The following is a 26,222-nucleotide window of genomic DNA, read 5'->3' on the forward strand; positions in this document are numbered from 1 at the left end:
TAGCTAGTTGATGCTGGTATTATCGTTAAGTGCCGTATTTTTATCTCGAGCGGCGATAAAGCCGTAGAAAATATAACCAAACAGAGTTACTAAGGTACCGTAGAATACTGCGTCTTCACCGCAGGCATATACGCCGTATAAACTATAAACTACTGCAATGGTGCCGATAATAGCAGCGTTAAAATATTCACTACGATTGACTTTATTTTCACGCAGAATAATTTCAAGTGCTGTCAGAGATAAGATATAAGGCACCATATTAATAAATACAGCCAAATTAAGTAGCACATTAAATTGTTTAACTAAGCTTGGTGAAATAGTCATTACCGCTAAGCCAAGTTCAAGTAGCAGCATAATTAGCATACCCTTGATTGGCGCGTTATCTTTAGTGACATCAGCAAAGACTTTAGGGAATAAACGAATATCGGCCGCTGCTTTAGATACTTGGGCATTAGTAAACTGCCAGCCCAATAATGAACCTATACAAGCAATTACCGCAAGACCTGTGACTATTTGGCCGACGGTATCGTTGAACATGTATGAATACACTAGACCAAATGGCGCGTTAGATGTCGCTAACACTTCGTTAGGTACAATCCCTTGAATCACTGAGGTTGAGGCAATATAAACTACGGCAGTAAAGCTGGTCGCTAATAAGCACGCTAAAGGTACGTTACGTTTTGGATTCTCGACTGCGCCAGAGTTAGCGCCAGCGGATTCTATGCCTAAGAAAGCCCACAGAGTTAGTGCAATACCTGATGAAATAGCATCACCCGTACCTAAATGATGTGGGTTCCATGCGGCAGAAAATATGCTGTTATCAAACCAGAACCAACCGAAAATAGATAAACCTACGACGGGAAGAATAATACCCCAGACAGTGAAAGTTGAAATACGACCAGTGATCTTAGGTCCTTTAAAGTTGGCAAACATAGTCACTATCAAGATAGATACCACGCCAACAAAAGTATGGATGGGGCCAGATTTTAACCAAGGAATGAAAGGTTCTAAATACCCAACCGCAGAAACCGCGATAGCCACAGCACTGATAACTAAACAGACATAATAAGTGTATGAAGCAATAAAGAATGATGATTTACCATGGGCCTCGGCTGAGTAGGCCGACATACCGCCATCTTTATTGCAGTACATGCCGCATTTTGCGAAGGCATAAGCAATACACATAGCCCCAACTGCAGTCACTAGCCAAGAGAGCAGTGAAATCCCCCCGGTTTGTGCCAAGCTGGCGGGTAACATAATAATCCCTGACCCCATCATATTTACCGTTACTATGGTGGTCAGGCCTATTAAGCCCATTTTATTTGACTCTGACGCCATGACGTTTCTCCCAAGTCATATTAAATTAAAAAACCAAAATAAATTTCAAACTGAATATTGGTGCAAAGTACAGCAGGTTAATTCTGATATATGGGCGCTTTACTTTTTTGAATAGGATTGATGCTAAGGTGTTGCTGAAATCTATCTTTATTTGACGTTAAATCTAACTTGGCAGCAATAAAAAACTATTGTTATTAATTGAAGTTAATTTCATGGAAATGGCGAAATAACATCTACGTTTGAAATAGATATTAATAGAATGAGTTAAGGCGAGTTAATTAAATGGACACGTTTAAATAACTGGTTGAAAATTAATGCTTTTATTTCTGCGTGTGATTGCAAGTTTATGATATTTAAGAATATTAAAATATTTGTTTTTAATATTCTTTTGGCCTAGATTAGAACCATCTTACGAGGTGTTAATCGACTGGTTATTTATCATAAGTGATTAAGTAGTCAATTCAATACTTTTATTATTTAGTTTGCTTTTTAATTCCATATTTTCAATTTTCACTATTTAAGTCGGAGCGTTACTATGAGTGGTTACGGCAAAAAATATATCAGTTTAATTCTTGAAGAGGCGCCAAAAGAAGGCGTGGTTGGTCATGCGATTACTCGTTTAGTTGAAGAACTAGAAACGAGTGGCGTTGAAGTTATTATTGCGACTAGTTATGACGACTGCTATTCAATTTTGAATGCTAATACTGCAGTTGATTGCTTAATGCTGACATCCACCATGAGTGGTTCTCAAACAGAAGAAAATAGTCGTTTCTTTACCTTGATTGAGAAATTAAAACGTCGTCAAGAGAGTGTGCCTGTCTTCTTATTGGCCGAACGCAAAAAGATTACTCTAACGGTAAACCGTGAGTTGATGTCTCGGGTTGATGAATTTGCATGGATATTAGAAGACACGGCTGACTTTATTGCCGGTCGTGCGTTAGCTGCCATGCAGCGCTACCGCGAACGTCAATTACCGCCTTTAATGTCTGCCTTAATGAAGTATGACGACGTTCATGAATATTCATGGGCAGCGCCAGGTCACCAAGGTGGTGTTGGTTTTACTAAAACCCCCGCCGGCCAGCGCTTCTATAGCTATTACGGTGAAGGTATTTTCCGTACCGACATGGGGATCGAGCGCGGTAATTTAGGCTCTCTGCTCGATCACACTGGCTCATTTGGTGAAAGTGAAAAGTATGCGGCGCGTGTTTTTGGTGCTGACCGTTCTTACTCGTTAGTGACAGGTACTTCAGGCTCTAACCGCACTATCATGCAAGCTTGTATGAATGAAGATGATTTAGTCATAGTTGACCGTAACTGCCATAAGTCGATTGAACAAGGCATTATGTTAACTGGTGCCCGCCCTGTGTACATGGTTCCTACCCGTAACCGTTATGGCATCATTGGCCCTATCTTCCCAAGCCAAATGAATGCCGCTGCTCTTAAAGCTAACGCTAAAAACAGCGAATTAACCAAAGAGTTTGCTGAACAAAAACCTGTGTATTCAGTGCTAACTAACTGTACTTATGACGGTTTATGCTACAACGCTAAACGCGCTCAAGATATCTTGGCTGAAAGCTGTGACCGCATTCACTTCGATGAAGCTTGGTATGGTTACGCACGCTTTAACCCAATTTATGCCGATCACTTTGCGATGCGCGGTGAGCCAGCCGCTGATTATCAAGGTCCAACCGTATTTGCGACTCACTCCACCCATAAGCTGCTCAATGCCTTATCACAAGCCTCATGGTTACATGTGCGTAATGGTAAAAATGCCATTGATCATCAGAGATTTAACCAGTCTTATATGATGCATGCGACTACATCGCCTTTATATGCCATCAGTGCCTCAAACGATGTGGCGGTATCGCAAATGGACGGTAATCGTGGTTTATCATTAACGACAGAAGTTATCCGCGAAGCCGTTGACTTCCGTCAAGCCATGGCCAAGCTGCATAAAGAATATCAAAACGATAACGATTGGTTCTTCAAGCCTTGGAATGCTGAAACTGTTATCGACCCAGAAACCGCAAAGAGCTATAACTTTGAAGATGCCCCTGCCGAATTATTGGTAACTAACCAAGATTGCTGGGTTATGCATCCTGAAGATAAGTGGCATGGTTTTGCTGATATGCCAAAAGACTGGTGTATGTTAGACCCTATCAAGGTGTCTATCCTGTCTCCTGGTATGGGCGATGATGGCCAGTTACTCGATAGTGGCGTGCCTGCGGCGCTGGTGACTCAATATTTAGGTCGTTTTGGTATAGTGCCAACTCGTACTACTGACTTCCAAGTAATGTTCCTGTTCTCTATGGGTATTACTAAAGGTAAGTGGGCGACTTTGGTTAATACCTTGCTGTCGTTCAAAAAGCACTATGATGCCAACACACCACTGCGCGAAGTCTTGCCCGATTTAGCCAATGGTCATCCAGCAGTTTATGGTGAAATGGGTCTGAAAGATTTAGGTAATAAGATGTTTGCTTACCTGAAGGAACATAACCCTTCAGAAAAACTCAACGCTGCTTATTCTAACTTGCCAGAAGCCATTATTACTCCAAGAGCGGCGTTCCAATCCATTGTGGCTAACAATGTGGAAATGGTGCCATCCAATGAGTTAGTGGGTCGCATTGCCGCCAATGCTGTGATCCCTTATCCACCAGGAATTCCAATGCTGATGTCTGGTGAAAACTTTGGTGATGAAACCAGTCCTCAAATCAATTATCTCAAGAGCTTAGAAGTGTGGGATAAAGAATTCCCAGGCTTTGAGCATGAAACTGAAGGGACTGAAGTTGAGCATGGTGTCTATCACGTGATGTGTATCAAGCAATAAGTTCTCGATAGCTAATAAAGGTCGCCTCGGCGGCCTTTTTGTATGGGTTGGCATAATGGCAGGTTCCTGACTTTACTTAACTCAAGGTTATGGATTGAGTGATGATTATGGATAACAGCAATATTTGCCATGGCATGCCCTGTTGGAGTGAATTAGCCGCCAAGGATTGGACGCAAGCGAAACAGTTTTATCATGCCTTTTTCGGTTGGAAAATGGATGATATGCCCCTGCCTGTTGGCGCTTATACCATGCTCTCGTTGCAGGGTACTGCCATAGGCGCGCTGTATCCTGCTGAAGATGATCCCTGCACACCTATGTTAGGTTGGAGCACTTATTTTGCGGTGGATGATATTCATGCCAGCTTACAGGCAGTGCAAGCCTCGGGCGGGGTGGTGCGCCTTGGCCCCCATCAAGTGGGAAGCGCAGGTTTTATGGCACAAGTAGCAGATCCCGAAGGCGCGGTGTTTTGTTTATGGCAAGCCAAAGATCATAGCGGCGCGGTGCAAGGCGGCGGTTGTCATCATTTATCTTGGGTTGAGCTTGCCTGCAAAGATGCCGATAGCTGCCAGCATTTTTATCAACAAGTCTTGGGGTGGCAATGCCGCACCTTAATGGTGAATCGACAGCTGTATCGCGCATTTTCAGTCTCTGGAAAGCCAGTGGCTGGCATGCTGCAAATGACCAGCGACTGGGGCGATATGCCCAGTCACTGGATGCTGTATTTCCAAGTGGCAGATTGTGATGACAGCGCGGCAAAGGCAACATCCTTAGGGGCGACTGTGTGTGTGTCGCCCACAGAGATTGCCAAAATTGGTCGTTTTAGCGTGATTAATGACCCTCAAGGGGCGACATTTTCAATTGTTGCTTTAGACGATAAGCGCTTAGCGCAGCAGTAAACTTGCCGTTAATAGCTCAATTTTCAATTGGTTATCAAGCTACCAATGTGCTTGATTACTTAATCGCAGTGCGAGCTTGTTAGGCTAATAGCCTGGCGCATCAATAGTAAATTGCGCTGGGCAAGATCCAGGTTTAATCGGGCGCGCTTGCGCTAATAACTGGCTCAAACTGGTGTCAGTTAAGTCTTTGGGTAAGCTTAATTGGATTTCCATCAATACCCCATTGCGGCATTGCAGGCTGACTTTATTGCTGGCATCAGGGCCAAAGTCTTGGCTAAATGCCTGCATAAACTGTTTGCGACTTATGGTTTGGCCAATGCGCTTTTTTAATAAGTCGCGCACTAATGACGAGTTATTCACTGCTGTGGTTAAGCGAATCGCTTGCTGAAAATAGTCATCTTGGCTAAATGTGGTGCAGCTGCCATGTTTCCAATATTCATGTTTTTGCAAACAAGTGCCAAATTGCGCGCTTGGCATTAACGACTCAAGCGCGGTGCGAGTGGATTCTGACAAGGTAAGCGCTGGGTAATCGCAAAAGTGTTTTGGCTTAGACGTCACGTCAGCGCAGTAACCATAATTGATGCCGCAGCCTTGTTTATTGGGCCACAGGCCATGTAGGCTAAAGTTGTGGTGCGCCGGCAAACTTGCATCTCTCAGCATAGTTGTGCATTCGGCCTTGTTACGGCCACTTAATTCACAAAACGCATTCTGCCAACTTAAGGCTAATAGATTGGAATCATACTGCTCAGGCGTGGAGCATGCTTGGCGTTTATTGCTAGCTGCCACTGGCTGATTTGCGCTTTGAGATAAGGGTTGAGTGAATGTCGCAGCCGTAGGCGAGGCACTTTGTGTTGTCGATGTTAGTGCGCCGCAATTGGCGGCCACCCAGCGCTGCGGGGAAGGGGCAATCGAAGTCTCGAGTCGATACCAGCTAGGATTGTCGCTGCTGCCTAGATATTCAATCACGGCGTAGGTTTGACCCACTTGGGTGTGGTGATCGCCAGGATTGGTTTGTTTGTTTTTGGATTGATAAAGCGGGCACACAGCCTTGGCACTAAACTCTGCCGTCATGGGCGCGCTGTGGCTTGGCATGGCAGTTAGTAATAGCAGGGCAACTAAAGGTAAGCCGTTAACATTCATCATTATTTATCTGGTTTTTGCAGGCAGTTAAGAATCCACAAGCTTAGCATTGTGATGAAAAGAGTGACACTGACTTAAAACATGGGAGTGAGCTGCTCACTCTATGAATAATTGAGCCCAAGAAATTAGCTCAATAAATGAAGCTAAGAATTAAGAGCTCGCAGTAAAAGGGCAAGCCTTCTACTGCGAATTCAACCATAGATAATCTGTGATTTCGCCCTTAAGGCTAAAGCTTAATCCTTAGTCAGCTTACGGCCATAAATCAGCAGATATAAGGCAGGTAATACAAATAGTGATAACAGTGGCGCCGTTACCATGCCGCCTATCATAGGCGCGGCGATTTTTTGCATCACTTCATTACCACTGCCAGCGCCCCACATGATAGGGAGCAGACCAAAGAAGATGGTCGCAACTGTCATGGCTTTAGGGCGAATACGCATTACCGCCCCTTCCATTAGCGCCGCTTTGAGGTCATTGACTGTGTTATATTTCCCTTCTGCCTGATGCTGCTTAATGGCATTGTTTAAGTAAATCAGCATCACCACACCAAACTCAGCCGCAACGCCCGCGAGCGCTATCATGCCAACCGCGACTGCCACCGACATGTTGTAGTCCAGCAAGTAGAGTAACCAGCTGCTGCCCACTAAGGCAAAAGGTAAGCTCACCATGATCATGCTGGCTTGCAGGCTTGAGCCAAAGGTCAGCATTAACAAGATGAAGATCACTGCCAATGTTACAGGCACCACTTGTTTAAGTTTGGCATCTACCCTTTGCATGTATTCATATTGGCCTGCAAATGAATAGCTGTAGCGGGGCGGTACTTTAAGCTCAGCATCTAAGGCCACTTTGGCATTATCTATATAGTCACCAATGGATACGCCTTTAATATCAATAAAGACCCAAGAGATCAGGCGACCATCTTCACTGCTTAACATCGGCGGGCCATCGCTAATACTAATATCAGCAAGGTTACCTAATGGCAGGTAATTACCACTCTTGGTCACCACAGGTAACTCGACTAACTTTTGTAAATCATCACGCAATTCACGCGGATATCTTAAGTTAATGGGGTAACGCTCTGCGCCTTGAATGGATTCACCTATGTTCATGCCACCAATGGCATAGCGCACGACATCTTGAATGTCGCTTAAGTTCATGCCATAACGCGCCGCCACATCAAGTTTTGGAGTGATATCAAGGTAGCGGCCACCGCTTGAGCGCTCAGCGTAAGCTGATTGCGTGCCGGGCACTTTACTTAAAATGGCTTCAATGTCAGCACCTATGCTTTGCAGAGTTTGAACATCGGCGCCACTAATCTTAATGCCCACTGGGGTTTTAATACCCGTTGAAAGCATATCGATGCGGGTCTTAATCGGTTGCACCCAAGCATTGGTGATACCTGGCACTTTTACTGTGGCTTGCAGCTGAGCAATAACATCTTCAAGGGTAACGCCTTCACGCCACTCCTCTTTGGGTTTGAGCATAATAGTGGTTTCGAGCATAGTTAGTGGCGCCGGATCGGTCGCCGTTTCTGCGCGCCCCACTTTGCCAAAGACTCTAGCCACCTCGGGCACGGTTTTAATTAACCTGTCGGTTTGCTGCAATATTTCCGCCGCTTTACCTGCGCTGATCCCTGGCAAAGTAGTTGGCATATATAACAAATCGCCTTCATCAAGCTCAGGCATAAACTCTTTGCCTAAGTTTGATAACGGATAAAAGGCGCTAAGAAAGGCAATGAAGGCCACTAACAAGGTGGTTTTGGGAAACTTTAATACGCTTTGCAGCGCTGGGCGATATAAGGCAATTAAGAAGCGACTTAAGGGATTACTTTGCTCGCTTGGAATTTTACCGCGAATAAAGTAGCCCATTAATACCGGCACTAAGGTAATAGATAAAATCGCTGCCGCCGCCATGGCAAAGGTTTTGGTGTAAGCAAGGGGCGCAAACAAGCGGCCTTCTTGAGCTTCTAAGGCAAATACAGGTAAGAAGCTTAAGGTAATAATTAACAGCGAGAAAAATAGCGCTGGCCCCACTTCAATGGAAGCTTCGCTGACTAATTGCCAATGCTCGCTATTATCAGGACGCCGGCCATGTTTTTGCTCAAAATGCTCAAGATGCTTGTGCATGTTTTCAATCATTACAATGGCGCCATCCACCACAGCGCCAATAGCAATGGCAATACCGCCCAAGCTCATAATGTTGGCATTCACTCCCATGGCATTCATTACCATAAAGGCAATTAAAATGGCGAGCGGTAGGGTAATTACGGCCACTAAGGTTGAACGTGCGTGCAGCAAAAACAGTAAGCACACCACACCAACAACTAGCATTTCCTCAATCACTTTTTGAAAGAGGTTATCAACAGACTTTAAAATTAAGCCAGATCTGTCATAGGTTGGGACTATCTCGACCCCTTCAGGCAGGCCTGTTTTCAGTTGCTCTAATTTGGTTTTCACTGCTTCAATGGTGGCTAATGCGTTTTCGCCGTAGCGCATCACAATAATGCCGCCAACCACTTCGCCTTCACCATCAAGTTCAGCAATGCCGCGCCGTGAGGCTGGGCCTTTACGAATATCGGCCACATCTTTAAGCAATAGTGGCGTGCCAGTGGCGCTTGCCATGCCTAATGGGATGTTGGCAAAATCTTCTATGCTCTGGCGATAACCCTTGGCTCTTACCATGTACTCAGCTTCAGCCATTTCAACCACAGAGCCGCCAACTTCACTGTTAGCATTATCTATGGCTTGCTTGACCCTTGAGATATCCATCTGATAAATAGCTAATTTGCTGGGTTGCAATACGATTTGATAGGTCTGCTCCATGCCGCCAACGGTTGCGACTTCCGACACCCCTTGCACGCTTTGCAGCTCAAGCTTTAAGTACCAATCTTGCAGGGATTTAAGCTGTGATAGATCAAGCTTGCCGGTGCGATCGACTAAGGCATATTCAAAGATCCAACCAACCCCGGAGGCATCTGGGCCAAGGCTTGGTTGCACGCCACTTGGCAGACGGCTACTGACTTGGCTTAAGTATTCCAATACTCGCGAACGCGCCCAGTAAATGTCGGTGCCATCTTCAAAAATGACATACACGTAGGAGTCTCCAAACATAGAGAATCCACGCACTGTCTTAGCGCCTGGCACAGATAACATGGCGCTCGATAGCGGGTAAGTTACCTGATCTTCAACCAATTGCGGCGCTTGACCTGGGTAACTGGTTTTAATAATAACCTGCACGTCCGATAAGTCGGGCAGGGCATCGAGCGGGGTTTTACGCAGCTGATCTATGCCGATCACGGCGATCATTATGGTGATTATCAGCACCATCAGCCTTTGGCGTAAACAGCCTTGGATTATTTTCTCTAGCATGATGCGCTCCTAGTGCTGATGACCTTGGCTTAAGCGTAGTAAACTGCCCTTTAAGCTAGCTTCTGAATCCAGCAGGAATTGACCTGAGGTCACGACCATTTCACCGTCATTAAGACCGGAAATGATTTCGCTCTTACCTTGGGTTTGCATGCCAACTACGACTTCTTTCGCCACAAAGCTAGTGTCGCCTTGTTTGACTATGACGCGGTTTTGCTTGCCAGTTTGAATTAAGGCTTCGCTTGGCACATATAAGGCACCACGCTTAGCGCCGCCAAAGAAGGCAACGTTAGCTAAGGTTTTTGGTCGCAAGCTGGCATCAGGATTACTCAGTACCACTCGAACTCTTAAGCTTCTGGTAATAGGGTCAAGTTCTGGATAGATATAATCAATCTTGCCCTTCATATCGCTGATATTAAGCGCCGGAATGCTAATCTCAGCCTCTTGCCCTAAAGCGAGCCAAGATTGCTCATTTTCAAACACATCAGCCACTACCCACACTTTAGATAAATCCACTAACGAGATAATCTCAGTTTGCGGCTCCACATACATGCCATCACGGATGTTGAGGGTTTCTACCACAGCATCTCGCTTGGCATAAAATGGCACCTTAAACTGGGTCTGCTTAGTGCTGGCTAATTGCTTAATTTGTGCCGCGTTGAAACCCAGTAGCTCTAAACGTAAGCCGGCATTACGGACTAATTGCTGATAATTTTTGCTGTTATTGTTTTGCGCTAAGGTTTCCATGGCCAGCAAGTAATCATTCTGGGCATTGATTAACTCGGGTGAATACAGCTCATATAACAGCTGGCCTTGTTTAATTTTATCGCCCGCCGATTCAACATTAAGTTTTTCAACCCAGCCGCTGACCCGTGGGTGAATATGCTCGATTAGTCTTTGATCATAATCAATGGAGCCGACGGCGCGTACGTATTTCCACAAGGTGCCGCGGGTTGCTGGGGCTACCCGTAGCGCTAAGGCTTGCTGCATATTGCCTGAGACATTGACTTCAATTTCAGTGGCGCTGGTGGCCATATTGACTGGCTCTAAATCCATACCACAAATCGGGCAGCTGCCTTCTTGGTCGCTGACAATATGCGGGTGCATAGGGCAAACATATTTGACCTTGGCAGGCGTTAACTCAGTTAACGGCTTAAGCTCCTTGATGGGGGCTAAGGTCTTGATGTTGCTCGTTGCGCCCGCGTCTTGATGCTGATGTTCAGCACTGGCTTCTTCTTCTTCCTCTTCTTTAACTAAAAACATCTTACAAATTGGGCAACGACCTGGCTCATGGCTGGTTTCTTGCGGGTGCATAGGGCAGTAATAATGCTGCTCTGCGTTGCTGCTGGTGTTAGTGGTGATGGCCGCATCTTGGCTGCTGGCTTGTGCTTGCGCCATAGCGCTTGGCATAGCTACGCTTAAACTCAGTCCAAGTAAGATACTGCTGGCTTTTAGGTTAAAACTATTCATAAAAAATCCCTCACTCCGCCCAGAGTATTAACCGTGATGATGTGTTTTTTTAGACGCAGAAGTCTGCTTAGCTTCTAAGTCCATGCCGCACTTAGGGCATGAATCGCCTTTAACGCCAGTGACTTCTGGATGCATAGGGCAATCATGAGTGGCCGCTGTGGCTACTGGCTCTAAATCCATGCCGCACTTAGGGCATGAGTCGCCTTTAACGCCAGTCACTTCTGGGTGCATAGGGCAATCATAAGGAGTGTGCTGCGCATGTTGACCATGGTGAGCTTGCTTTGCGCTTGGGCACTTATCGCCATCGGCTTTTTTGCTTGGGCAATGTGACTTGCCAGAGGCTGAGGTTTGGGTTAAATCCATGCCGCATTTTGGGCATGAGTCACCTTTAACACCTGTTACTTCTGGGTGCATAGGGCAAGAGTGGCTGGCTGCATGCGCCGCGTGGCTATGATCAGCAGCAAAGGCTGTCGGCATTGAAACCGCGAAGAAAAACGTTAATAAAATAGTTTTGGCAAAAGATAACATAGTAAAGCTCCATCTATGAGATAGCCGCAATTAACCTAGGCACGATTCAATAGGTGCGGTTAGGCCGGGCTGAATTTTTTACAAGGTGGTGATGTTGTTTGCGTGAGGCAAACCTAGCGGACTTAGACTATGGGAGGTCTCAGTTCTGTGGGCAGAGCTAGTGAGTGGAGCGAGGGGATAACAGAAAATAGCTTCTCAGAGTAAGCAAGAGTCGATGGCCACATCTGAGAATCCACTAAAGTGCCAGCAACAGAGATGCTGAGGCAATGGTTACAATCAGATAAACAGGCGCTGTCGCCCTCGCAGCAGGATTTATTGCCTGAGTTAGCAGCGGATTCATCGCAGCAAGCATGAGTGCTTACTGGATCTTGGCAATGAGCATCCATTATTTGCATATGATCCATTGAGTTACTTGCAGGCATTGCCATCACTTGGCCACTGAAAGCCATGCCCTGCACAAGAAGTGCCAGCATAGTTAACATGACGAAAAATGAATGACGGGTTACAGCCAAAGTAAGAATCTCCAATGAATACTCGCAAACTATAACATAGCTAATGATTTTTTAGGCGAGATATTTCACACTTTTATACTATTGATTTAATAAGCATATTCTTATTCTCTTGTGGTTAACCCCAGAATATTGTGTTTATCAATTCTCATAATCAACTTATGACTAGACTGGCGTCACAGTTTTGCTGCCTGGGCCATAGATTGTGAGTTAGATAGATAAAATGACCCAGAATAGGGGGCAAAATCATCACGAAGCCGTTGTTTTGAAAAAATAATGAGCGGATTTGTGCGATGAGGATCCCATTTTTACGATTTTAGTTATTTAAATGTTCATTTTTTGATTCGGAATCAAATTTATTAAAGTTAAATGAACATAAAATAGAAAAATTAAATGATAAATTCCGAAGAATTGGAGAGCTGTGATGAACTTGCGTGCATTATTCAAACCTAGCGCAAAATACTCAATATTCGCCTTATTAGTGGTGGGTATTGTCGTTGGCGTCGTTGGATTTTTTGCCACCCAACAAACTCTGCATGCAACCAGTACAGATGCTTTCTGTATGACTTGTCACGCAGGCCATTCTCTGCAAGATGAAGTGTTAGCTTCACCGCATGGCGATAATCGCGCTGGTATCGTAGTGCAGTGTCAGCAATGTCATATTGCCCAAGAGCCATTTGCTTATTTGACCAAGAAAATCGTGGTATCTAAAGATATCATTGGTTACTTGACCATTGACGGCTTTGAAACTCAAGAATGGTTAGAGACTAACCGTAAAGAGCAAGCTGAATTGGCTCGCGACTATTTACGTTCAATTGACTCTTCAACCTGTCAAAACTGTCATAACCGCATTTATGAAAATCCGTCGGCTAACATGAAGAAGATGGCTGTCAGAATGCATGAAATGAACTTCAAGAAAGCTCCTGAAGACAGAAAGACTTGTATTGATTGTCACAAAGGCATTGCCCACCCATATCCAAAAGGATAAGTTGGCAATTAGCTTATAAAAAACCCGCAGTTAGCGGGTTTTTTTATGGGCACGGCTTTATGAGTGCTGGTTTTTATAAGCGCTGAATTTAAATTCCAGTAAAGCAAAGACGCCGAATATTAATATCTGCAGGCGGGTGCGGCGAAGCTGCGCGAGGGTGATAGCTGGATTGGCGCGATAGCGGTAATGAAATGCTGCGCTAAATAATCCATGCATGACCAAAGTGACTCCAAGCAGCCCCTGCAATAATGGCTGAATCATGCCCGTAAAAGGGTGCGCAAGATTAACTAGCATCAGCCCCCAAGCCAGCAAGGTCGCGCCTTTACCTAAACGAATCAGGCTTATCATTATTCACTTGCCGCTTGATAGCGAAATAAGCGATAGCTTACTTGTCCTGCTTGCTTGTGTTTTAGCGCTTGCCAAGTGCTTGGCAGGTTCATATCGGTTAATTCAGACTCTGTTTCTAAATAAATCAGCGCGTCATCGTTTAACCATAGATTTTTATCAAGTAACTCGATGCACTGCGCCGCTAAGCCTTGGCGAAAGGGTGGGTCGATAAACACAATATCAAAGCCCTTGCTTGGCGCTGGATCATTTTTAGCTAGCGCTGTGGCTGGGCTTTGCTGCAATAACAACAAGCTGTTGCCTTGCACTACATCTGCTGTATCGCATTTTAGGGTAGTGAGGTTAATTTGCAGCTGTTTAGCGGCTTGAGGCTGCAGTTCAAATACGCGCGCGTAGGCTGCGTATCTTGATAAAGACTCTAACGCTAAGGCGCCACTGCCACCAAAACAATCCAGTACGCGACTGTCAGTTAACTCTGCGGCTAGCCAGTTAAATACGGTTTCGCGCACTCTGTCAGTGGTCGGTCTAAGACCTTCTAAATCGTGAATTGGCAGCTTACGAGAACGCCATTGACCGGCGATGATCCGCACTTGGCCGCTACCACCTTTAGGGTTGCTGCTGGCACTTTTAGACGAGGATGTGCCCTTGTTCGCCATTCTGTTCTTGGCCATGGTGCCCCTATGATTTTGCCTGAAGAAAGAAAGTGGTAGACTATGCCACCTTTAAGGCGGCAATTTTACCTTAAGTTGACGGTTTCGGGTGAGTCTTTCCCTAAGCGCAATAAACACAATTATCGTTAGTGAGACTTAAGCTCCATAACGGCAGCCCCTTACGGCTGGTAATAAAAACGAATACTCAGTTGTTGATTAACGTCAGCCACATAATAAATAACAGGTGTCGGTAGCATTTATGGCTAAGAAAGGTTTTTTTTCCTGGTTTCGCAGAGACAAGTCGCAAGATGAAGAACAAGCTAAATTAGAAGCGCAAGCCCAAGCCCAAGCGGAAGCAGAAGCAGAAGCTGAGGCTGAGGCTGAGGCTGAGGCTAAAGCACTCGCGGAAGCGCAGGCACAAGCATTAGCAGAGGCGCAGGCTAAGGCAGAAGCAGAAGCAGAAGCAGAAGCAGAAGCAGAAGCACAGGCTGAAGCTCAAGCACAGGCTGAAGCTCAAGCACAGGCTGAAGCTCAAGCACGACGCGATGCTCTGGCACAAGCTGAAGCTAAGGCACAAGCTGAAGCTAAGGCACAAGCTGAAGCCAAGGCCGTTCGCGATGCTCAAGTACAAGCTGAAGCACAAGCACAAGCACAGGCTCAAGCACAGGCTGAAATCGAAGAAGAGCAGCAGCCAGAGCCACAGGCTAAGCCGGTGAAAGAAGGCTTGTTTGCGCGTTTAAAGCGCGGCTTAATGCGTACCAGTGAGAACATTGGTAGCGGCTTTATGAGCTTGTTCCGCGGTAAAAAGATTGATGATGATCTGTTTGAAGAATTAGAAGAGCAGTTATTGATTGCTGATGTGGGGGTTGAGACCACCACTAAATTGATTAAAAATCTGACCGAACACGCCAGTCGCAAGCAGTTAAAAGATGCCGAAGCCTTGTATGAATTACTGCGTAAAGAATTGCATCACACCATAGCTCCGGTTGCTATTCCGTTAGTGCCAGAAAATGGCGATGGTCCGTTTGTGATCTTAATGGTGGGCGTTAATGGTGTAGGTAAAACTACTACTATCGGCAAGATGGCAAAACAGTATCAAAATCAAGGTAAATCTGTAATGCTGGCGGCCGGTGATACTTTCCGCGCGGCGGCGGTAGAGCAGCTGCAAGTTTGGGGTCAGCGCAATAATATTCCTGTGATTGCCCAGCACACAGGGGCTGATAGTGCCTCAGTGTTGTTTGATGCCTTGCAAGCGGCCAAAGCGCGTAAAGTCGATGTCTTGATTGCTGATACCGCAGGGCGTTTACAGAATAAGAGCCACCTGATGGAAGAGCTTAAGAAAGTGGTGCGAGTAATGAAAAAACTCGATATCAATGCTCCCCATGAAGTCATGCTGACCTTAGATGCGAGCACAGGCCAAAATGCGATTAGTCAGGCGCAATTGTTCCAAGAAGCGGTCGGCATTACCGGCATTAGCATCACTAAGCTTGATGGCACAGCCAAAGGCGGGGTGATCTTCGCCATTGCTGATAAATTTGGCATTCCAATTCGTTATATCGGTGTGGGTGAGCAAATTGATGATTTGCGCCAATTTGATGCTAATGATTTTATCGAAGCATTATTTAACCAAGATGGTGACAAGGCTTAAGGATAACCCATGATACGATTTGAGCAGGTAACCAAGGTTTATTCTGGTGGCCATAAAGCATTGAATGATGTGAATTTTCACCTGCGCAAAGGTGAAATGGCTTTTTTGACCGGCCACAGTGGTGCCGGTAAGAGTACCTTGCTCAAGTTGATCACTGTGATTGAGCGTGCCAACGCCGGTCGCGTGATGATCAATGGTCATGATATTGCCAGCATCAAGCGTGACGATGTGCCTTATTTGCGCCGCGATATTGGCATGATCTTCCAAAATCACCATTTGTTGATGGACAGAAGCGTGTTTGACAATGTTGCCTTGCCGTTAGTGATTGAGGGTTTTACCTTAGGTGAAATTCGCAAACGCGTTGATGGTGCGCTCGATATGGTCGGCCTGTATGGCAAAGATAGGCACAATCCTGTGATGTTATCGGGGGGTGAGCAGCAGCGAGTGGGCATAGCGCGCGCTATCGTCAATAAGCCACCGTTATTACTGGCCGATGAGCCGACAGGTAACTTAGATCCTAAGTTATCTATGGATATTTTACGCTTGTTTGAAACCTTAAATGCCGCTGGCACTAGCGTGCTCATAGCCACGCACGATCTTGGCCTGATTGCACGGATGAAATACCGCACTTTAACCTTAAGGCAAGGGCGGATGTTAGGTGCTCAAGAGCTAGCACACGGATAAGCAACCACAGGATTCTGCATGTCTAATCAGGTGTCATTAAGTCGCAGCAAACTGCCTTTTACTGGGCGGATCATCATGTTTTTTGTGCGCCATCTTCAGCAGGCCATGGCAAGCCTAGGTGAGTTATGGCGCAATCCTGTCTCGTCGATTATGACCATGGCGGTACTTGGCGTGAGCTTAAGTTTACCTGCGGCGCTGCAAGTATTAGTTAAAAATGCCGAAGCTGTGACTGATTCATGGGCAAGCGCCGCTGAAATTTCATTATTTATCAATGAAGGGCGCAGTGAGCAATCGATTAAGAACCTTATTACTCGCATTCAAAGTTACCCAGAAATTAGCGATGTACGTTATATCAGCCGTGACCAAGCCTTAGCTGAATTTAAGCAATTGTCTGGTTTTGGTGAGGCGCTCGATTATTTAGACACTAACCCGCTGCCCGCCGTCGTGCTGGTTACCCCAAGCCAGAAGTATTCCAGTGCGGGCGGCGCGCGCGAATTGCTAAACAAGTTGCAGCAAGAGCCGGAAGTGAGCTTTGGGCGCTTAGATATCGAGTGGCTGGAGCGTTTACAAGCTGTGCTTAAGTTACTGCAACATACTGTGATGGCCATTGCCGTGTTGCTGGTGCTGGCCGTCGTGCTTGTCATAGGTAACACAGTTCGTTTAGCCATTATGGCGCGGCGCGCCGAAATTGAAGTGATGAAGCTAGTGGGTGCTACCGAAGGCTTTATTCAGCGCCCCTTCTTATATACAGGCGTGTGGTATGGCGTGATTGGTGGATTACTCGCTTGGGTGATCATCAATATTTTGGTGTTGTATCTCGATTCTGCGCTGGCTGAGTTAATGGGCTTGTACCAGACCAGCCTTAACATGCAAACCTTGTCGTTTAGTGAGTTGCTGCAGTTAATTGTCCTCGCTTCATTCTTAGGCTGGCTTGGCTCTTACTTATCGGTTAGGCAGCATTTACGCAATATTGAACCTTCGTAACGGTGAACATTTGTTCACTTGCAGCAACGGTGAAATACGGCAGAATAGAATATCAGCGCTAGCTCAACCTTAGGCACACAAAACAAGCCTTAAGGTTGACAGTCAGCGATGAATATTCGATAGTTCGTCAGGTTGCGGCTCAACAAGGAGCCAAACAACCCGATATAAACCACGTTAGTCGCTGGTTTATTTATGTTTTAGGAGCGTGAATGACAATGTTATCTTCCTCTATGACGCTGACGGTTCCCCAAAGTAGCGGTAGTCTTGAAGCTTATATTCACTCGGTTAACAGCAGATCTATGCTGGATGCTGAAACTGAATATGAGTTGGCGAAACGTCTGCAACAAACAGGTGATCTGCAAGCGGCAAAGCAGCTGATCATGTCGCATTTGCGTTTTGTGGTGCATGTGGCTCGCGGTTACGCCGGTTACGGTTTACCACAGGCGGATCTTATCCAAGAAGGTAATATCGGCTTGATGAAGGCGGTTAAGCGTTTTGACCCAGATGTTGGTGTGCGCTTAGTGTCTTTCGCCGTGCATTGGATCAAGGCCGAAATTCATGAATACGTATTGAAAAACTGGCGTATCGTTAAAGTGGCTACCACCAAAGCCCAGCGTAAGTTGTTCTTTAATCTGCGTAAAGCCAAGACTCGTTTAGGTTGGTTTAGCGATGAAGAAGTCAGCATGGTGGCTGAAAACCTGGGTGTGAGTAAAGCTGATGTGACCGAAATGGAGTCACGCATGGCTGCGCAAGACCCGGCCTTTGATTTAGCGAGCGATAATGACGATGAACATGATTATGCCCCGGTGCATTTCCTTGAAGATCATTCATCAGATGTTGCCGCGCAAGTAGAAAACGCTAATTGGGACAACGATGCCCAGTCGCGTTTGCTCGCCGCCATTAAGACCTTAGATGAGCGCAGTCAGCACATACTGCAGGCGCGCTGGTTAGATGAAGAAAATAAGATTACTTTGCAAGAACTAGCGGCTGAGTATCAAGTATCGGCTGAGCGTATTCGCCAGCTTGAGAAAAATGCGATGAATAAGCTTAAGCTGCAAATGTCGATTTAATCATGTGATGAGTCAATGACTCATCACCATAAACAAGCCTGCTGATGCAGGCTTTTTTGTGGCTGTCATTTACTGCTATGGCGCTTAATCAATCCCTTGGCGAGCTAATGCTATGACTTGTTGGCGATTGACTTTAATTCCCATCTCAGGCGCATCTTCTGGCCATAACCAATATTGGCGAGGCCGTTTAAACTGGGCTAATTGCGGCAATATGGCTTGATTGAGCTCATCTTGGCTGAGTCTAGTGTCTCCCGCCCAGCGGATAATGGCCGCGGGCAATAAACCAAATTCATGGTTAGGCACAGGAAACACTATGGCGTTTGAAACTGCATCCAATTGCGTTAATAAGGCTTCGATTTCCTCGGGCTGAATATTTTCCCCGCCGCAAATAAACATGTTATCGCTGCGCCCAGTCACGGTCAGTTGGCCATCATTACTCCAGTGGCCGCAATCGTTAGTGCAAAACCAGCCTTGGGGGTCAAGCGGTAAAGCTAGCCCTGTATCGGATAAATATCCTAAGAATAAGGTCGCGCCTTTTACCCAAATAATGCCATCACGAATGTCTAATTGGCGCTCCGGCAACAAGCGGCCTGATAAGCCGCGGTTATTAATCTGACCTGTGCAGATTTGCGAGCTCATTTCTGTCATGCCATAGCTGCAAAAGGCTTGAATGTGATGCTTTGCTAATACTGCTTGCAGTTGACTGGAAATAGCGCCGCCGCCAAGCAGCATGGCCTTAAGTCCGCTTAAGTCACAGTGATTATCCACTAAGCGCTGTAATTGCGTTGCCACTAACGAGACATGGCTAACCTGTGGCACTTGCAGTGATAACGGCTCATCACTCATTAACTGCACGCAGGCGCCCGCGATGGCGCAGCGATTTAATATGGCTAAACCGCCAATATGAAATAGCGGTAGCGATAACAGCCAGCGATCCCCAGCATGCAGCGGGATGATTTGCGCCGAGCCTTGGGCGCTATGAATATGGTTAGCTAGACTGTGAACCGCAGCTTTAGGTTGGCCGCTAGAGCCTGAGGTTAAAATGACATTGGCGGCTTGGTGACTATCAATATTGGGGGCTTGGATCGCCAGTTGGCCGTTAAAATTAGGCGTAATAGCGCAGCCCACAAGCCCTGCCATTTTCCCCGGATTATAAATATGGTCTATGGAAAAGCGTTGCAGTAATTGATTGATTTGCTTAGGTGGAAACCTTGGAGATATTGGCATAAACACTATGCCCTCATCAATGCAGGCCCAATATAAGCTCACCATAGCTAAGCTGTTGTGACTAATTACACCAAGGCGACAGCCGCGCCCAAGCCCTGCTTGTCGCAGTGACTGCCCTAATGCCAACACCTGCGCGCTTAACTGCCGATAGCTAATACTGCCATTTGAGCTAGCAAGCGCCAGTAAATTGGGGTGTTCGTTTGCGGTTTGGTGTAATGGTGAAATCATCACTTAACCTTTTGCCCGAGTTGTAACACTAAAGTGAGATCGGCTGTTGTTAAGCATGGCTTATTGGCCGTGCTAATCAGCAAGTCTTGGCTAAATGCACTTAAGGTATCTAAGCCTGGCGCTTCATCTGGGGTTAACTGCGCCGCAATTAAGGCTAAATCGTGAATACCAAGTGAGGCTTCAAGGGATGAGCTAATTACGCTGCGCACGCCATCAGCGGCCGCTTGCTCAATCATAGCTTGCAGTTTAGCTAAATCGCCAATGAGCATAGGCTTTAATACCAGTGCTTTTAACCCTGCCATGGGCTGATAGTGAGCATCTGGCGCGCATAGGCTTTCATCCAGCGCAAACCCTATGCCTGTGGCTTGATAAACGGCTTGGCTGTCAGTGACGTTAGCGCAAGGCTCTTCAATGTAATCAATATTGGCTTTAGGTAAGCAGGCACAAAAATCAATGGCATCTTCAAGCGAGTAGTGGCGATTAGCATCTAAACGCAAGCGCAATTTGGGCTTGTGAGCCAGCACTTGGTAGATAAGCGCCAAATCTTGCTGCCAAGGTCTTTGTCCCACTTTAATTTTAAGAAAATTGCCTTGATAGTGAGTTAAATACAGCTCAAGGCGATGAGCTAACTCGGCGTCAGTTTCGCCGCTATGGCCATAAACTAACCCTATTGGGGCTAAGTGTGTGCGCGCCGGCGCTAAACGCTCAGTTAATTTGGCATGAGCTAAGCTCAGGGCGAAATCTAGGCTAGGGTATCTATGTTGAATGCACGCAAGCAGTGCATCTAAGGGCTGATTAAAAAGTAGCGGTAAATCTTGGCTAAGCTGGTGTTCAACTTGCTCAAGGCGCTCGCGGTTAAAGCCATGCAAGGCTTGGCCGTTATTATCTGTGCCTGATAGCGGCGCAATCTCAACCCAAGTATGTTTATCACCACTTGCTAGCTCTAATACCAGCCCAAGGCGCTGATTAATGCGCTGACTAGCAACGGGTAAGCTTGGGCTGAGTGCAATCTGATAACGATAAAGGGCAATAAAATCCAGCATCATAGAAGTACTTATCCTAGGCAAATATTGGCAGCTAGCCGCGCGGCCAGCGCTTGTGGCTGCGCATTATGTATGTTGTGGCCAGCAGCCGCGATTAAGTGCAGCTGCGGGCCGCCACGCGCTTGCCACTGCTGGGCTAGGGCTGAAAACTTAGCATCTTGGCTACCGGCGTAATAGAAGCTTGGGATTAAGCGCGGTAAATGCCATAAATTTGCCTGCAAGGCCAGTGATGTATGGCAATAGCAATCATGTAGCCCTTGGGGAGCTCGCACAATTTGAGCCTCAGCCTTTGTCTCTGTTAGTGCACTCGCTTTTGTATCAACTTGCGCACTTGCTGGTGAACTTGTTTGCGCACTTGTTTGAAGCTGCCGCGCATTATCCAAGCGGCGCTCAATTAATTGCGCTCTAGCATTTGGGCTTAAATCGCTAAACACAGCTTGCTGATACCAGTCTTGTAAAAATTGAGCCATGGGCAGAGTGAGTAACTTATTAGCCCATAATTTGTCGTGAGCTAAGCGCGCCTCTTTGTCATCTAGGTTTTTAAGCCCAGGGTGACAGGACTCTAAATGCAGCGATAACAAAGTCGTTGGCGCCATATGGGCTAAGTGCAGGGCAATACGCCCGCCTAAGGAGTAACCTTGCAGGTGAAACTGATGGATACCTTGTTTGGCTAAGGTATTGATAATTAACTGCGCGCAGCTATCAAAGCCTGGAGATGGAATTAACATATCGCGGCTATCACCATGGCCGGGTAAGTCGATGCAAATGCAATAAAGCTTGTCAGTTAAATGCTCAACATAGCCAAGCCAGTCATGCTTATTGCCTAAAAAACCATGGAGCAAGACTAACGCTGGCGACTTAGGGTCGCCATAACAGCTAAATGCCAATTCAGCTAAGGGCGCGGTATTTGGCTGAGTCTCTGGCGCCATAGATAGCGGCATCTTAATCCCTAATGGCATTGACTGAGTTTGATGTATTGATTGATGGCGGCAATTTGATTGCTGGCTTGCTCTGGCGACACCATCACTTCAATCACAGAGGCGCCTTGATGATTAAAGGCATTCTCTATGGCTTGCTGATATTGCGCTTGATTAGTTACTTGGCTGTAAGGTAAGGAGAACATTTCACTGACGCCCGCAAAGGTTAAGCCATGGCTTAAACGATAATATTGGCTGCGCAGCGCTTCACTCGGAACTGGCAACAGATTAAAAATATTGCCGCCGTCATTGTTTAAAATCACCAGCACCATAGGGGTATCAATTGATTTAGCCAAAGCAAAGGAGTTGAGATCATGCAGTTGCGATAAATCACCTATCAATAAGCCGGTAACGCCCGCGCAGCCCTTAGCTATGCCGCAAGCGGTTGCGAGTAAGCCATCTATGCCTGAGGCGCCGCGATTGGTGTAAACGTTTAACTCAGGGTTTGTTGGCCGCGCATACATATCAAATAAGCGCACCGGTAGGCTGTTACCAATAAACAGTTGCTTAAGGCGTGTATCGGCACTGAATTCTCGCACGACTTGCACCTCACCAAATTCACCTTCATCAATATGCTCAGCAAAGCCAAACTCGAGCGTAGTTTGGATGGTATACAAATCATTAGCCCAATGAGCCTGCGCCGATTGCGGCCAAGCTAACTGGCACAAGCTAGTAAGCGAGCAGTGAAATAGCTGCTTAGGCTTGTGGCTCGGGTCGAGACGCTCTTGCTGCGGTAGCACTTGCCAATAGGCGTGCCATGGCTGCTGCGCTAAGTATTGAATCAAACGTTTTGATAGTAAGCGCCCGCCAAATACCAGTACATGCTCAGCTTGGGCAAGCAGCGCTATGGCTTGCGGTTGCTGCAAGAGGGAATCTATATGGTAAAGGCTAGTATCGTCTTGGCGCAGCTGACTTTGCGCGTCCACGACTAACGGCCAACCAATATTCTTAGCTAATTGCAGCAATTGCTTAGGGTCTTGCTCTGGGGCTAGGGTACCTGCGACTATCACGCCTTTGGCATGACTAAAATTCTCAATTTGCTGCGGCGTAGGCAGCGCATTGGCTTGCCATGTTTGATGGCTGCAATAAGTCTGCTGCGACTGCCTCCAGTGGCTAACCGGCGCGAGATAATCACTGACAACGTCAGTATTGAGCGCACTTGGGTACAAGGGCTCGCGGTACATGCAGTTGATATGTAATGGGGCGTGCAAATTACTCACGGCTTCATCAAGCTGGGTCAGCAGCGCTTGCGGCGCAATATGCCAGTCTGGCGTCGGCAAGCTAATCATTCTGGCGTAGTTAGCAAAAATACCAGCTTGCACTATGGCTTGATTAGCGCCGCAGTCTAATAACTCTGGCGGCCTGTCACCAGATAAAACAATTAACGGCACCTTAGTCAGCCAAGCTTCCACAATCGCAGGATAAAGATTGGCTACCGCGGTACCTGAGGTGGTAATAATAGCGACTGGCGCTTGGCTTGCTTTGGCTAGCCCTAGGGCGAGAAAGCCCAAACCGCGTTCATCAAAATGCAAATGCTGGCTAAGTTTATCCTGATTGGCAGCGGCTAAGGTTAGCGGCGTTGAGCGCGAACCCGGTGCCATACACACATGCTTGACTCCCAGTCTTGCCAGCTCATCGAGAATCATAGAACCCCATAACAAGTTGAGTTCGGCCGTGTGTTGAATTTGCATAGCGTGACAATCCTGAATCGCAAGAACAAAGGGACAATTATCTTAGACTTAGGCCAGATAATCAAAGGTCAGAGTGTAACCCGAAATAACCTAGCTCGCCTATGAGGCTGCTCGGGTTTCAGCAAATGGTGGAATTTCAAACAAGGTTTTAAATGATCCGGTTAATTTAGATATCTAAAATTATAAAAAGCTCAGCATTACCCCTAAAGTAATACACTTATCACAATGAATTTAAGTTTAACTACTTATAATTCATGAAAAATCATCAGGAACCGACCGCATGTTGAATCAAGAACTGAGGGCGTTATTCGTCTTTACCTCAATTTATGAAACCGGTAGCGCTAGGCTGGTGTCAGAAATGTACCAAATATCGCAATCTAAGGTGAGCCGCTACTTGGCTGTACTGCGCGATATTTATGCCGATACCTTATTCATTCGCAAGAAAACCGGCTTCTTGCCGACTGAGCGCGCGCATCAGTTGTATCCGCTGATTAAACAAATGACGCAACTGACGGATCAGTTAGTCGATTTGAACCGCCGCCAAGTGCAAGTTAATGAATGTATTATTGCTGTGCCGGCGTTATTTTCAGTGGGCTTGCCTGAATATCTGCAGCGCACCTTGGGGCTGGCTTACCCTAATCTCAACATCACGCTTAAGCCTAGTCGGCGCGGGATTTGCGAAGAAGTGGTTAAAGGCACGGTATGCATAGCGATTACAAATCGCGAATGCACCCGTACCAGCGATTGTTCTAAGCAAGGCGTGAGCATGATCCAAGCCAATTATGTTGGCGAAAATAAAATATCTTTCTTAATCGCCCATACTGAGCACCCCATTTGGCAAAGCCAACTGACCTTGGAAGATATTGCCTGTCACCCTTATTTAGTGACTCAGACTCCAGGTTACAACGATGTCAGCGATCCGCTAGAAGCTTTTGCAAGTCAAATGCAGCTCAATTTGAAGGTGCATCAGCGCAGTTCGAGCTTAGCAACCTCTGCCGATTGTTTAATGGAAGGGGGGGCGCTGACCTTATTGGGCTCGCGCTGCGCCGCTGAGTTTTTGCAGAAATTTCCAGATCTTAAGATGATGGCGCTTGATGACAAGCAATTTTCAAGGCTGGCTCGCGCTATGGCGCCTGCCAAATACTCGTGTATTTGCCGTCAAGATCGCCAAGACAAAATACCGGCGTTATTGGTATCAGCCATTAAGGATTACATCACTAAGCAGATATCTGAATGAGAGTGATTATCGCTATCTTAGCTTGGCTTGATTGATAAATGGTTAGCAAGCCTGCTAACCATTTATGAATATTGCTAAAACTTTGAACTAGCTATCATTTAGTGGTTGCTAATGTTAACAATGAATTTAACCTTGTTTTATGTGTGTTAACAAGATTTAACACATGAATCGCTGCAAAATACACTTACCCTTATTAATCATGAACTTATATAGTTTATTAATTATACTTAATCATAAGTGATAGTGTGATTTAGGCCAAGATGACTGAGTATTTGCTGAGCTTGTCGCAAATTTCTATGTGCGCAAAGTAACAACTCCGATTCTGGCATTTTCATATCTTAAAATACTCACCAAGAGGTACTTGATGCCTCTACTCGCGAGTATATAAAAATATTGGAAGGCCAGAGAATGATGCAGCGTATAAGCAAGGGCTTAACTTTAAGCCTTAACGCACTTCTTGCCATGGTAATGACCATGGCTTTTTGCGTTCAGGCAACCCCCTGGGATGATCTCAGTGGCGAACAACTGGAACAACAACTGACACAAAAATTTAGTGAGGGTAAATACTCACCTAAAGGCGCGGATTCTTGCCTTATGTGTCACAAGCGCAATGACAAGGTCATGGACATATTTAAGGGTGTGCATGGCGACATGACATCATCCAAATCACCTATGGCTGGATTGCAGTGCGAAGCTTGTCATGGCCCTATGGGTCAGCATAATCGCGGTGGCAAAGAGCCGATGATCGCCTTTGGCGCAGACTCAAAACTGCCTGCTGCCAGTCAAAACAGCGTGTGTTTAGGTTGTCATAATGATCCTAAGCAGATGTCTTGGCATAACAGTACCCATAATCTTGAAGACATAGCCTGCGCTGATTGTCATCAAGTGCATGCGGCAAAAGATCCTGCCTTAGATCGCCTCAGCGTTAATGACACTTGTACTAGCTGTCATACCCAAGCTAAGGCCGATATGAATAAGCGCTCATCGCACCCGCTGAAATGGGATCAGATGACTTGTACCGATTGTCATAACCCCCATGGTTCTATGACTGAAAGCGCCTTAGTTAAACCTAGCCTTAACGATACCTGTTATGAGTGTCACGCTGAAAAACGCGGCCCATTTTTATGGGAACACGCGCCTGTGGTAGAAAACTGCGCAAATTGTCATAACGCTCACGGCAGCGTCAATCAAGCCTTGCTCAATAGCCGCGTCCCGCAGTTGTGTCAGCAATGTCATGCCGATGATGGCCACGCTTCTCGCGTAGTGCCGCAAGCGGGTATGGATGCCTTTGGTGGCGGTAAGAGTTGTTTAAATTGCCACAATCAAGTCCACGGCTCTAATCATCCATCCGGCAGCTTACTGTCGCGCTAATCAGGA

20 protein-coding genes are annotated in these 26,222 nt (G+C 46.3%); 9 read left to right on the top strand and 11 right to left on the bottom strand.

The window, feature by feature from the left end; translation table 11 throughout:
• Nucleotides 1–3 precede the first annotated feature (3 nt).
• Nucleotides 4–1,338, bottom strand: a complete 1,335-nt coding sequence (potE, locus tag FJQ87_RS02655; RefSeq protein ID WP_140930372.1) for a putrescine-ornithine antiporter — start codon at nt 1,336–1,338, stop codon at nt 4–6.
• A 535-nt stretch (nt 1,339–1,873) separates the two neighbouring features.
• On the opposite strand from potE, the gene adiA reads away from it, so the two are divergent.
• Nucleotides 1,874–4,165 (top strand): arginine decarboxylase, encoded by a 2,292-nt coding sequence (adiA, locus tag FJQ87_RS02660; RefSeq protein WP_140930373.1) that lies wholly within the window; start codon nt 1,874–1,876, stop codon nt 4,163–4,165.
• Between the two features lie 101 nt (nt 4,166–4,266).
• Nucleotides 4,267–5,061 carry a VOC family protein gene (locus FJQ87_RS02665; RefSeq protein ID WP_240778802.1) on the top strand — a complete coding sequence of 265 codons (795 nt, stop codon included), beginning with the start codon at nt 4,267–4,269 and terminating at the stop codon, nt 5,059–5,061.
• An 84-nt stretch (nt 5,062–5,145) separates the two neighbouring features.
• Here FJQ87_RS02665 and FJQ87_RS02670 read toward each other — a convergent pair whose 3' ends face one another.
• The 4 genes from FJQ87_RS02670 to FJQ87_RS02685 all read right to left on the bottom strand — a co-directional run bounded on the left by FJQ87_RS02670 (nt 5,146) and on the right by FJQ87_RS02685 (nt 11,564).
• On the bottom strand, nt 5,146–6,204 hold the full coding sequence (locus FJQ87_RS02670) for a ribonuclease T (protein WP_140930374.1): 1,059 nt from the start codon (nt 6,202–6,204) through the stop codon (nt 5,146–5,148).
• 230 nt (nt 6,205–6,434) lie between these two features.
• The gene (locus FJQ87_RS02675; protein ID WP_140930375.1) at nt 6,435–9,569 is read right to left on the bottom strand and encodes an efflux RND transporter permease subunit; all 3,135 of its coding nucleotides are present in this window, start codon (nt 9,567–9,569) and stop codon (nt 6,435–6,437) included.
• Nucleotides 9,570–9,578: 9 nt separating this feature from the next.
• Nucleotides 9,579–11,036: an efflux RND transporter periplasmic adaptor subunit gene (locus FJQ87_RS02680; RefSeq protein WP_140930376.1), complete on the bottom strand. Its 1,458-nt coding sequence runs from the start codon at nt 11,034–11,036 to the stop codon at nt 9,579–9,581.
• A 27-nt stretch (nt 11,037–11,063) separates the two neighbouring features.
• Nucleotides 11,064–11,564, bottom strand: a complete 501-nt coding sequence (locus FJQ87_RS02685; protein WP_140930377.1) for a heavy metal-binding domain-containing protein — start codon at nt 11,562–11,564, stop codon at nt 11,064–11,066.
• A 933-nt stretch (nt 11,565–12,497) separates the two neighbouring features.
• On the opposite strand from FJQ87_RS02685, the gene FJQ87_RS02690 reads away from it, so the two are divergent.
• Entirely contained in the window at nt 12,498–13,061 is a 564-nt protein-coding gene (locus FJQ87_RS02690; RefSeq protein ID WP_140930378.1) for a NapC/NirT family cytochrome c, read from the top strand.
• Nucleotides 13,062–13,118: 57 nt separating this feature from the next.
• Here FJQ87_RS02690 and FJQ87_RS02695 read toward each other — a convergent pair whose 3' ends face one another.
• Both FJQ87_RS02695 and rsmD read right to left on the bottom strand, forming a co-directional pair.
• Nucleotides 13,119–13,409 (bottom strand): DUF1145 domain-containing protein, encoded by a 291-nt coding sequence (locus tag FJQ87_RS02695; RefSeq protein WP_140930379.1) that lies wholly within the window; start codon nt 13,407–13,409, stop codon nt 13,119–13,121.
• Complete coding sequence (rsmD, locus tag FJQ87_RS02700; protein ID WP_140930380.1) at nt 13,409–14,077, bottom strand: 16S rRNA (guanine(966)-N(2))-methyltransferase RsmD; 669 nt, start codon at nt 14,075–14,077, stop codon at nt 13,409–13,411. Before rsmD ends, FJQ87_RS02695 begins: the two co-directional genes overlap by 1 nt.
• 238 nt (nt 14,078–14,315) lie before the next feature.
• Here rsmD and ftsY point away from each other — a divergent pair, with 238 nt between their 5' ends.
• From ftsY to rpoH, 4 genes are all read left to right on the top strand, one after another.
• Nucleotides 14,316–15,704, top strand: a complete 1,389-nt coding sequence (gene ftsY, locus FJQ87_RS02705; protein WP_140930381.1) for a signal recognition particle-docking protein FtsY — start codon at nt 14,316–14,318, stop codon at nt 15,702–15,704.
• Nucleotides 15,705–15,713: 9 nt separating this feature from the next.
• Entirely contained in the window at nt 15,714–16,388 is a 675-nt protein-coding gene (ftsE, locus tag FJQ87_RS02710) for a cell division ATP-binding protein FtsE (RefSeq protein WP_140930382.1), read from the top strand.
• 18 nt (nt 16,389–16,406) lie between these two features.
• Nucleotides 16,407–17,372 carry a permease-like cell division protein FtsX gene (gene ftsX / locus FJQ87_RS02715; RefSeq protein ID WP_140930383.1) on the top strand — a complete coding sequence of 322 codons (966 nt, stop codon included), beginning with the start codon at nt 16,407–16,409 and terminating at the stop codon, nt 17,370–17,372.
• 209 nt (nt 17,373–17,581) lie between these two features.
• The gene (gene rpoH / locus FJQ87_RS02720; RefSeq protein WP_140930384.1) at nt 17,582–18,442 is read left to right on the top strand and encodes an RNA polymerase sigma factor RpoH; all 861 of its coding nucleotides are present in this window, start codon (nt 17,582–17,584) and stop codon (nt 18,440–18,442) included.
• Nucleotides 18,443–18,526: 84 nt separating this feature from the next.
• On the opposite strand, the gene menE is transcribed toward rpoH, so the two are convergent.
• From menE to menD, 4 genes are read right to left on the bottom strand one after another with little or no spacing between them, the layout of a single operon-like run.
• Nucleotides 18,527–19,897 carry an o-succinylbenzoate--CoA ligase gene (gene menE, locus FJQ87_RS02725; protein ID WP_140930385.1) on the bottom strand — a complete coding sequence of 457 codons (1,371 nt, stop codon included), beginning with the start codon at nt 19,895–19,897 and terminating at the stop codon, nt 18,527–18,529.
• Entirely contained in the window at nt 19,897–20,943 is a 1,047-nt protein-coding gene (gene menC / locus FJQ87_RS02730) for an o-succinylbenzoate synthase (RefSeq protein WP_140930386.1), read from the bottom strand. Before menC ends, menE begins: the two co-directional genes overlap by 1 nt.
• A gap of 8 nt (nt 20,944–20,951) precedes the next feature.
• On the bottom strand, nt 20,952–21,881 hold the full coding sequence (locus FJQ87_RS02735) for an alpha/beta fold hydrolase (protein ID WP_240778804.1): 930 nt from the start codon (nt 21,879–21,881) through the stop codon (nt 20,952–20,954).
• Nucleotides 21,882–21,889: 8 nt separating this feature from the next.
• Nucleotides 21,890–23,608 (bottom strand): 2-succinyl-5-enolpyruvyl-6-hydroxy-3-cyclohexene-1-carboxylic-acid synthase, encoded by a 1,719-nt coding sequence (menD, locus tag FJQ87_RS02740; RefSeq protein ID WP_140930387.1) that lies wholly within the window; start codon nt 23,606–23,608, stop codon nt 21,890–21,892.
• Nucleotides 23,609–23,888: 280 nt separating this feature from the next.
• On the opposite strand from menD, the gene FJQ87_RS02745 reads away from it, so the two are divergent.
• Nucleotides 23,889–24,845, top strand: a complete 957-nt coding sequence (locus FJQ87_RS02745) for a LysR family transcriptional regulator (RefSeq protein ID WP_140930388.1) — start codon at nt 23,889–23,891, stop codon at nt 24,843–24,845.
• Nucleotides 24,846–25,307: 462 nt separating this feature from the next.
• Nucleotides 25,308–26,216 carry a DmsE family decaheme c-type cytochrome gene (locus FJQ87_RS02750; RefSeq protein ID WP_140933962.1) on the top strand — a complete coding sequence of 303 codons (909 nt, stop codon included), beginning with the start codon at nt 25,308–25,310 and terminating at the stop codon, nt 26,214–26,216.
• Nucleotides 26,217–26,222 lie beyond the last annotated feature (6 nt).

It is taken from the genome of Shewanella sp. SNU WT4, assembly GCF_006494715.1.
Taxonomy (GTDB): Bacteria; Pseudomonadota; Gammaproteobacteria; order Enterobacterales; family Shewanellaceae; genus Shewanella.